The sequence below is a fragment of the Neobacillus sp. KR4-4 genome, assembly GCF_042136325.1.
Classification (GTDB): domain Bacteria; phylum Bacillota; class Bacilli; order Bacillales; family Cytobacillaceae; genus Neobacillus.
Genome location: NZ_JBHHJU010000043.1, coordinates 25,777 through 33,886, shown reverse-complemented (window position 1 = coordinate 33,886; position 8,110 = coordinate 25,777). Strand labels below are relative to the sequence as shown.

The 8,110-nt window shown below is 38.3% G+C and carries 9 protein-coding genes; all 9 read right to left on the bottom strand.

What is annotated here, in order from left to right; translation table 11 throughout:
* Positions 1 to 250: 250 nt before the first annotated feature.
* Positions 251 to 532 (bottom strand): hypothetical protein, encoded by a 282-nt coding sequence (locus ACE198_RS26615; RefSeq protein WP_375377628.1) that lies wholly within the window; start codon positions 530 to 532, stop codon positions 251 to 253.
* Entirely contained in the window at positions 519 to 830 is a 312-nt protein-coding gene (locus tag ACE198_RS26610) for a hypothetical protein (RefSeq protein ID WP_375377627.1), read from the bottom strand. Before ACE198_RS26610 ends, ACE198_RS26615 begins: the two co-directional genes overlap by 14 nt.
* Positions 823 to 1,014: a hypothetical protein gene (locus ACE198_RS26605; protein ID WP_375377626.1), complete on the bottom strand. Its 192-nt coding sequence runs from the start codon at positions 1,012 to 1,014 to the stop codon at positions 823 to 825. The genes ACE198_RS26610 and ACE198_RS26605 overlap by 8 nt, the downstream gene beginning before the upstream one ends.
* Positions 1,004 to 1,528 carry a Rieske 2Fe-2S domain-containing protein gene (locus tag ACE198_RS26600; protein WP_144552763.1) on the bottom strand — a complete coding sequence of 175 codons (525 nt, stop codon included), beginning with the start codon at positions 1,526 to 1,528 and terminating at the stop codon, positions 1,004 to 1,006. The genes ACE198_RS26605 and ACE198_RS26600 overlap by 11 nt, the downstream gene beginning before the upstream one ends.
* Positions 1,529 to 1,539: 11 nt before the next feature.
* Positions 1,540 to 2,100, bottom strand: a complete 561-nt coding sequence (locus tag ACE198_RS26595) for a 4Fe-4S dicluster domain-containing protein (RefSeq protein WP_063253156.1) — start codon at positions 2,098 to 2,100, stop codon at positions 1,540 to 1,542.
* Positions 2,101 to 4,269: a molybdopterin oxidoreductase family protein gene (locus ACE198_RS26590; protein ID WP_375377625.1), complete on the bottom strand. Its 2,169-nt coding sequence runs from the start codon at positions 4,267 to 4,269 to the stop codon at positions 2,101 to 2,103.
* The gene (locus tag ACE198_RS26585) at positions 4,256 to 5,338 is read right to left on the bottom strand and encodes a hypothetical protein (RefSeq protein ID WP_098575738.1); all 1,083 of its coding nucleotides are present in this window, start codon (positions 5,336 to 5,338) and stop codon (positions 4,256 to 4,258) included. The genes ACE198_RS26590 and ACE198_RS26585 overlap by 14 nt, the downstream gene beginning before the upstream one ends.
* A 152-nt stretch (positions 5,339 to 5,490) precedes the next feature.
* On the bottom strand, positions 5,491 to 6,675 hold the full coding sequence (locus ACE198_RS26580) for a hypothetical protein (RefSeq protein ID WP_375377624.1): 1,185 nt from the start codon (positions 6,673 to 6,675) through the stop codon (positions 5,491 to 5,493).
* Between the two features lie 165 nt (positions 6,676 to 6,840).
* On the bottom strand, positions 6,841 to 8,031 hold the full coding sequence (locus ACE198_RS26575; protein WP_098575739.1) for an HD-GYP domain-containing protein: 1,191 nt from the start codon (positions 8,029 to 8,031) through the stop codon (positions 6,841 to 6,843).
* Between the last annotated feature and the right edge of the window lie 79 nt (positions 8,032 to 8,110).

Below are 8,110 nucleotides of genomic sequence, written 5' to 3'. Positions count from 1 at the left end.
ATAACTAGCTCCTTCCGTAATGTAGCTCTGATTTGGTTATGTTTTTTCCAGTAAACATTCTAACCAAATTAATCTACGATGTTACGAGTAAGGAGCTAGTTTCGTTCATGATAACTCGTCGCTGCGCGCCTGCGGGGTCTCCCCTGCCCCGTCCTCCCGCAGGAGTCTTCGCGCCTTCCACTCCAAACAACAGGGTGCCAAAATCAAAAATAAGCCTTAACATAGACTATATAAAAAAGGCAGGTTCTTTTTAGAAAACCTGGACCTTTTTTATTGTATATGTTAAGCCGCTTTCTGAATCAAAAGCCCTCCATTGCCCTTCTGACTCTTTTACTTGTGAAGAAATCGGTACGGCAAGAAAATAAAAATCATCAAAATAAAAGCGGATATGTGTCCCATCTGGACAAAACTGTACTTTTTTTACTACTTTCTTTACTGCAGGTGCTTGGTCTCCACCTTCAGCATCTTGAATGGCTACCTCAATTGGTACTCCAACAAACTGGCGCACATCTTCTAACTTAATGAGTTCCACAGCTGTTACATCCTCTCTTCACAGGATAGATGAACATCTTATATCCTTGCAGATACTCCCAAAACTTCTTACCTGCGTGTTCTTCGATAAATTGAATCGTTTCATCTTCAGAACCCCAGTCACTCATTCCTTTGATTTCTGCAATAACCATCTCAGCCCCATCAATGGTTTTTTCTTCAAGAAACCAATTTAGACGTTTTTTCGCAAACGTATTCTTTAACAATGAGTCAACTTCAGCTGTAAAATTGCCTGCTGACGGACGGACAAAACAAAAATCAATATACGTCTCACTAGTCATTGACATTCACACCTTTTTTATAGATAAGGAATGCGATTGGGAATAAAATCACGTTGATCACCGCGGCTATGATCGTATTGGTATAATTTTCATAAAAATATTGATGGACCATATATTGAGTAAAGATAATATTTAACATCAAAACCGCTAAAAGAAAGACGACAGGCAGGTAACTACGCTTCATAACGTTTCACCCCCACGGCGTAAACTGCACCGTTTTCCACTTTTACATATATTTCAGGAAGCGGACGTCGCGGCGGCCCTGCGATTGGCGCACCCGTTTCTACATCAAATTTTCCGTGGTGGCAAGGGCAAAGCATTTCTCCTTCATCCTTTTTCCAAAATACAGGACATCTTAAGTGAGTACACGCATTTTGGTAGGCTACATATTTATTTTCAGATAATCGAATTAAGATTGCACTGTCATGTTCACCAGGAAAGGCAAAGTCAACTGCATCTCCTACAGGTAAAGAATTAACATTAGTAATTTTTTGCTTTGGATATTTTTTATCTCCCAAACCAGTTAATTCTTTTGCAGCTAATGCTCCCCATGGAAGAGAGGAAACAGCAAATACTCCTGCTGCTCCAACTAATGTTTTCATAAAGCCGCGCCGGTCTAATTTTCTTTCATTGTTGCGGTTAATATTATGGGTATAATTATCTTCATTGAACGGGATTTTATTATTTTTTTCTGTCATGTTCATCCCTCCTAAAACAGTTTCGTGACGCCCTGCAGAATACCAGGCAGGTTCACTCTTACATTGGTTTCGCCTTCTAAATAAGGCATACTAGTAACCCATTTTCCATTATCCAGGTTAAATTGCTTTTGTTTCGCTTCTATCTCTTCATCTGTCAGCCATTGTAATGTATTCGATGGACATACGCTCGCACACATTGGCGGAATGCCGTCCTTTGTCCGGTCAATACAAAGATCACACTTGTACATTAAATTTTGCTCTGTATCAAACTTCGGTATTCCATATGGACACGCAATGGTACAGTTCTGGCAGCCAATACACTTTTCCACAAGAGCCGATAGCACGGCACCTGTTTCATGTATTTGAATGGCTTGGGCTGGACAACTTCTAGCACATGCCGGATTTACGCAGTGCAGGCACATAAGAGGCATGGTTTGACGGTTAACAAGCGGGTTCACATCGTAAACATAGTTACGGTTACGTTCTTCATGCCCGCCGCACTGTGTACAAGCCGCCAAACATGAACGGCACCCTATACAGTTTTCAAGTTCAAGATATAGCCTCTTTTTCATTTACTGCACCTTCTTCATTTCTAGTTTTTCAATCTGAGCGGCACACGCTTTAAATTCCGGCATCCGTGACATCGGGTCAAGCGCTGGAATGGTTAATAGGTTAATAGATTTCTCGTGGCCAAAATGGTACGGAACAAATACGGTATCTTTTCGAATCGCTTCTGTGATTTTCACTTTATAATCAGCCTCTCCTCTACGTGTAAAGAGGCGTACGAATTCTTCATGTTCAATCTTATATTTTGCAGCTGTTTCTGGATGTACTTCCACATAAGGCTCTGGGCACATATCCCGTAAAAACTGAATGCGGCGAGTTTGATTCCCAGAAAGATAATGGTAGACAACACGTCCGGTTGTTAAGCGTAATGGATACTCCGCGCACGGCTCTTCAGCTGGCGGACGGTATGGTAAGGCACAAATTTTTGCTTTACCATCTGGATGGTAGAATTTTTTATCTAGGAACATATGCGGTGTTCCTGGATCGTTTTCATCTTTACAAGGCCAGAACACACCATCTTGCTTGTCGATCTTATCCCATGTTGCCCCGTAATAGTCGGCATAACCGCCCTTAGATGCAAGACGGAATTCATCAGCCACATCTCTCGCTGTTTTCAAGTGGGAGAAATACTTGCCTCTGCCAAGATACTCTGCTAACTCTGCTTGAATCTGCCAATCCGGCTTTGATTCACCAACTGGTTCTTGTGCTTTATTGATTTTAATAATCCGGCCTTCTAAATTAGTTACCGTTCCTTCATCCTCTGACCATGTAACGGTTGGAAGGATGACATCTGCAAATTCTGCGGATTCGGAAAGATAGAAGTCAGCACAAACCATAAAGTCTAAGCCTTTTAAAGCTTTGCGGACAAAGTTTAAGTTTGGCGCGGATACTGCTGGGTTGGAGCAGAGCAAATACAAACCTCTGATTGTTTTTTCCTCCATTAGTTCGAACATTTCATAGGCAGAAACACCAGGCTGCGGCATTTCTTCAGGGGTAATTCCCCAAACCTTGCATACTTCTTCTACATGCTTCGGATTGGTGATTTTACGATAACCTGGAAGCAAATCTGATTTTTGACCATGCTCACGCCCGCCTTGACCATTACCCTGCCCTGTAAATGTTGCTACACCCGCTTTTGGGCGGCCAATTTTCCCTGTAACTAAGGCCATATTGGTGTAGGCTGATACATTATCAACACCTTTTTGCTGCTGTTCAATACCACGCGCAAACATGACAATGGCATTTGGTGCTTTTCCGTAGATTTCAGCCGCACGAATAATTTTTTCCGGAGCCACCCCAGTCAGTTCACTTGTATATTCTGGTGTAAATTCTTTCACCAATTCTTTGGTTTCTTCAAAACCATTTGTATGATTGTTAACGAATTCTTCATCTGCATACCCGTTTTGAATAAGTAAATTGAGAATACCATTTGCTAAGGCAAGGTCTGTTCCAGGACGTAAATCCAAGTGAACATCCGCTCTTCTTGCAATAGGGGTTTCTCGTGGGTCAGCTACAATTAAGTAACCTCCTCTTTCCTGAACAGCCCATATTCTGAACATAGAGGTTGGATGACACTCAGCCGTATTGCTTCCAGCGATGAACAAGCAATCTGTTTCATGGAGATCTGTCCATGGTAATGTGGAACCCCGGTCAACTCCAAAAGAGCGAAGGAATCCACCGGCTGCACTTGACATACAAAAGCGGCCGTTATAATCAATATAGCGTGTTTGCAATCCAACCCTAGCAAACTTCCCTGTCAAATAACACTTTTCATTTGTCATCGACACACCACTGAATACTGACAATGTATCTTTTCCGTATTTACTTTGAAGCTCCGCGAACTTCTTAGCAATTAAGCTGTAGGCTTCATCCCAGCTGGCTTCACGAAAGCCTTCTTTTGTACCCTTAAGTGATGCATCATCGCGGATTAATGGTTTTAAAATCCGATCATCATGGTTGGTTTGCTGGTAAGCTGTAACCCCTTTAGGGCACATTTTTCCGACGTTAACCGGCCAATCATACCGTGGTTCCACACCGATGATTGTATTTGTTTTTGTATTGACACGCAGGTTCATTCCACATTGCATCCCACAGTAGCTGCAGTGAGTTTTTACGAGCGTTTCATTTGGATGACGAAGATTTTCTATTTCTTTAAAAAATTTATCCCTTTGCATTCTGGTTTGCCTCCTTGACCTTAACTTGATGTGTTGCGAAGCCTGAGAATCTTGAGATTCTATATTTTCTGCGGCAAGGCAGACATAGTTCTGCAAGATTAAAACCATCCTGCATATTAAATTCCATTTCATTGACACCTAAAACTTGAATGACATCATTCGATTGTTCCACTGATACAAAATGATCTCCGCATACTTTACATTCCTTCATATGCTGTTCTCCATAATGTTCTCGGTAATTTCTTGCAAATACACTCATTGGACGGAAAGGAATATGAGCAAGTTTTCCGAATGGCAGGTAAATGAGTGTCACAATCACTGAAAATTGATGAATTAGTGACATTTGCGGCTGCATCCAGCCATGCAAGAATACGTTTTGAACTGTTAATAAAAGGCCAGTAACGGAAATAAACAATAATAGATACAGCGGTAAGAAATCGTACATAAACTTCTGTTCGGCTCTGGCTTGCATGTTTTTTAAGCGGCGGTTTAGAGCCATGCTTACTCCTGCTGTAACCATGATTGCAGCAATATTAAGTGCATTATAGGATAACCAAGCGATGATTCCATCTGCTTTGACGTTCATTACATTCATTCCAAATAACACGATGGTATAGTAGCCATTGTCTTCCATTGTAAAATACATCCAGCTGAACACGAGCGGGAAAGTCACCAAGCACGCAAGGACACATCCCCAGCCGATTAAAATGTGCTGCACCCAGCGGTACATTCCACGATTCCGGATGAAATCATAAATAGCCAAATGATTTACAGCAGTTTTAGGTGTACTTTTTCGAAATAATAGTTTTAAGCCTTTTTTGATAAAAATTTTGGTAGGCGGTCTTTCTCCCCAGGCAATAAAGCGGTAGAAAAATCCCCCGATAAATACAATGGTTCCTACCATATATCCATAAAGATTCAAGTCAACATGTGTAAACATTCTTGTACCGATAAACGTTAAGATCGCAAGTCCAACAACCGTCAGAAACATTGATTTAGCAAAATGAGATGCAAATGCATCATTGACTGATCTCTCTTGTTTTTTAGTCATTGAAATATTAGCTTCCATTGGAGTTCCTCCTAAATAAAAATAACACTGCCGTTTTTCATACTCTAATTGTAAGAAAAACGGCAGTGTTATTTATATCAGGGATTTCCCCCATTATGGGGGAAAAAAACCCCTAGAAACGTTATTTTAGACAAATGTCTGTCACAAATGTCTTAATATCCTCGAAGATACTTTTTTCTCCAAGAATATAACAGTACACCAAAACCTAAGGTTATTTGCAATGAGAAAAGTAAAGCATCCCAAAATGGAAAAGTGGCAGGGCCTTCTAAAAAACCAGGTAAAACCTTTTTAAAAGCAAACCATAATTGTGGAATATAGAAGATTGCATAGACAGCAAAAGTCAAAATTACTCCAATAAAATAGAAAATGGAATACAAAAGAATAGTCCTTTGCTCTCCCGGGAATACATCATTTTCTGATACATTTGATTTTACAAACCTTAACCTCTTGAATATCAAGTGCTGAGCATTCTCCATTAAGTTATAGCATCCTGATACATTTTCAAAAACATAATACAAATCAGTCTTCATATACACACAGAATTGATAAAACAACCGGATAAATGTGTCCAATACAATAAGATTCATGATCCCCTGTAAAATCCCTAGCCCTTCTGATACAAAAAGCTGACTAATCAAGGCAATAGAAAGGACTACTGTATCAAAACAAGTTCCCGCTAAAAATAAAACATTTCGATCTTTTGATGATAATTTCCAAACAGAGGACATATCCGTTTCAAGAACAACTAAAAATAAACGATGGCCTATCTCTAATTTAGTCGGGAGATTATGGGCTCTCATAGCTAAAATATGTCCAAACTCATGAATTAACACTAAACAAAATGTTATACCAAGCCATGCGGGAATATTAAAAACCATATATTTAAAAATAAATAGGTCCTTATATTGAGGAACAAGGCTAGGATGAGATAATAAAAGGGTTAAATTGAAAATGAATACTCCTACATAGAAAAACAACGCGGCCTTATTAAAAAAGAATTTCCCCATCTTAGGTGAAATCCATAAATATCCTAATCTTTCTTGATTCATTTCTTTTGAAGAAACCACTTCACCGTCAATTTCAGCAATCAAATTTAAATCTAGAAGCTGTTCAGCAAAAAGAATTAAATTAACTTCTTCATTAGGATATTTGTCTCTCAGTTGCCTTTCGATTACCTCTAATGACTCTCCATTGTTGAGAAGATGAATTGCAGCAACAGAAACCTCTGGCATCTCAAAAAACTCACCAGTAGTTTTATCTTCAATGATGTAATGTTTTTTATCCTTGCGAATAAAGATTGGAACCAATAATAGTCTTGAGGTGAGGGCAACACTCATTTGAACACCCTTAATCTTGTGAATTTTTATAAAAGAAGGATGCATAGTTTTCCACTAGCATCCCCACTCAATTCTAGATATTTATAAAAACCAGCACCACCAACAAGATCCGGTCGCTTTAACTTTTTTAAGTTTACGAATTTTCATCTTCGTGCCTCCTTTGTATTAGCTTAAAGCCTCATTTATTTTGATATGGCCTATTCCTAGGTCTTGGTTGGATGTATTATGAATTTTACTCCATTTAGGAAATACTTTTTGAAACTCTTTTACAAGGTCCGGATCAAACTGATTTCCTTTACCCTCCAAAATTCGCTTATAAGCTTCATCAATGGTCAATGCCGATCTGTAGGATCTAGTTGAGGTCATTGCATCAAATGCATCAGCTATTGCTGCTATTCTTGCAAGATATGGTATTTCTTCACCCTTTAGTTGATCAGGATACCCTCTACCATCCCACCTTTCATGATGAGAACGAATTACCTCAATACTGTTATCTAACCCAACTACTTTCGAGACTGCTTCTGCACCCACGTTTGTGTGAGACTTGATGATTTCATATTCTTCTTTTGTAAGACTTGTCGGCTTCATCAATATCTGGTCTGGGATATGAATTTTACCAATATCATGCAGTAAACAAGCATAGTTAAATGACTTTAACTCTTCGTCTCTAAATTTCCCTGTTTCTTTTGCCAGCACTAATGCATAACTTGCTACTCTTTCACTATGTCCTCGAGTATACGGATCCTTCAACTCAAGAGTAGCAATAACACCCTTAACTATACCTATTAACTGTTGATCATAAGAAGTTTTCACTGCTTTAACATATGATTTGAATCTGTATAGCAAGATAAAAGAAAAAATTGAAAGTATAGCTACCAAAACAATTCCTAATAATACAATAGGTGCTTTAATGATTAAACCTACAGCAACATATTTTATTATCAACCCTATTGAAACAACCTTTACAAATCTTGTGCTTACAAATATAGGTGATAATAAAAGCCAATAGATTTCAACTGCATTACCACTCTGATAATCATTCGGAATACCATAAAATGTAAAAACATCATTAAGAAATGTTAGTGTAGTATAACTAATAAAATAAATATATTTTATCAAATGTTGTTTTTGTTTTTTATTTAAATAAATCGCTGCTGGTATTAAAGCAAACATGAACAGATATACCCAGAAAAGGAATCTATCTGGCGTATCATTTTTTAATTCAGGAATATAACGCGCAATAGCTTTATAAATAATATCAAAGGAAATTGATATTATATAAAATAATATTAAAAACCATTTTAACGTTCGACTTTCTTCATTTCTTATATTAGGATCAACTAGTTGTTTTTTCATAATTTCTACCTCATACAAAGGATAAATAGCTTCTTTTTCGACAACATATTCGAAATTTTATAAAGGACCGCCAATTATT

Bases quoted from the DNA above. Each gene is read 5' to 3' on its own strand.
- ACE198_RS26610 (WP_375377627.1), bottom strand. From the start codon at position 830: ATGACTAGTGAGACGTATATTGATTTTTGTTTTGTCCGTCCGTCAGCA.
- ACE198_RS26605 (WP_375377626.1), bottom strand. From the start codon at position 1,014: ATGAAGCGTAGTTACCTGCCTGTCGTCTTTCTTTTAGCGGTTTTGATG.
- ACE198_RS26600 (WP_144552763.1), bottom strand. From the start codon at position 1,528: ATGACAGAAAAAAATAATAAAATCCCGTTCAATGAAGATAATTATACC.
- ACE198_RS26595 (WP_063253156.1), bottom strand. From the start codon at position 2,100: ATGAAAAAGAGGCTATATCTTGAACTTGAAAACTGTATAGGGTGCCGT.
- ACE198_RS26590 (WP_375377625.1), bottom strand. From the start codon at position 4,269: ATGCAAAGGGATAAATTTTTTAAAGAAATAGAAAATCTTCGTCATCCA.
- ACE198_RS26585 (WP_098575738.1), bottom strand. From the start codon at position 5,338: ATGGAAGCTAATATTTCAATGACTAAAAAACAAGAGAGATCAGTCAAT.
- ACE198_RS26580 (WP_375377624.1), bottom strand. From the start codon at position 6,675: ATGAGTGTTGCCCTCACCTCAAGACTATTATTGGTTCCAATCTTTATT.
- ACE198_RS26575 (WP_098575739.1), bottom strand. From the start codon at position 8,031: ATGAAAAAACAACTAGTTGATCCTAATATAAGAAATGAAGAAAGTCGA.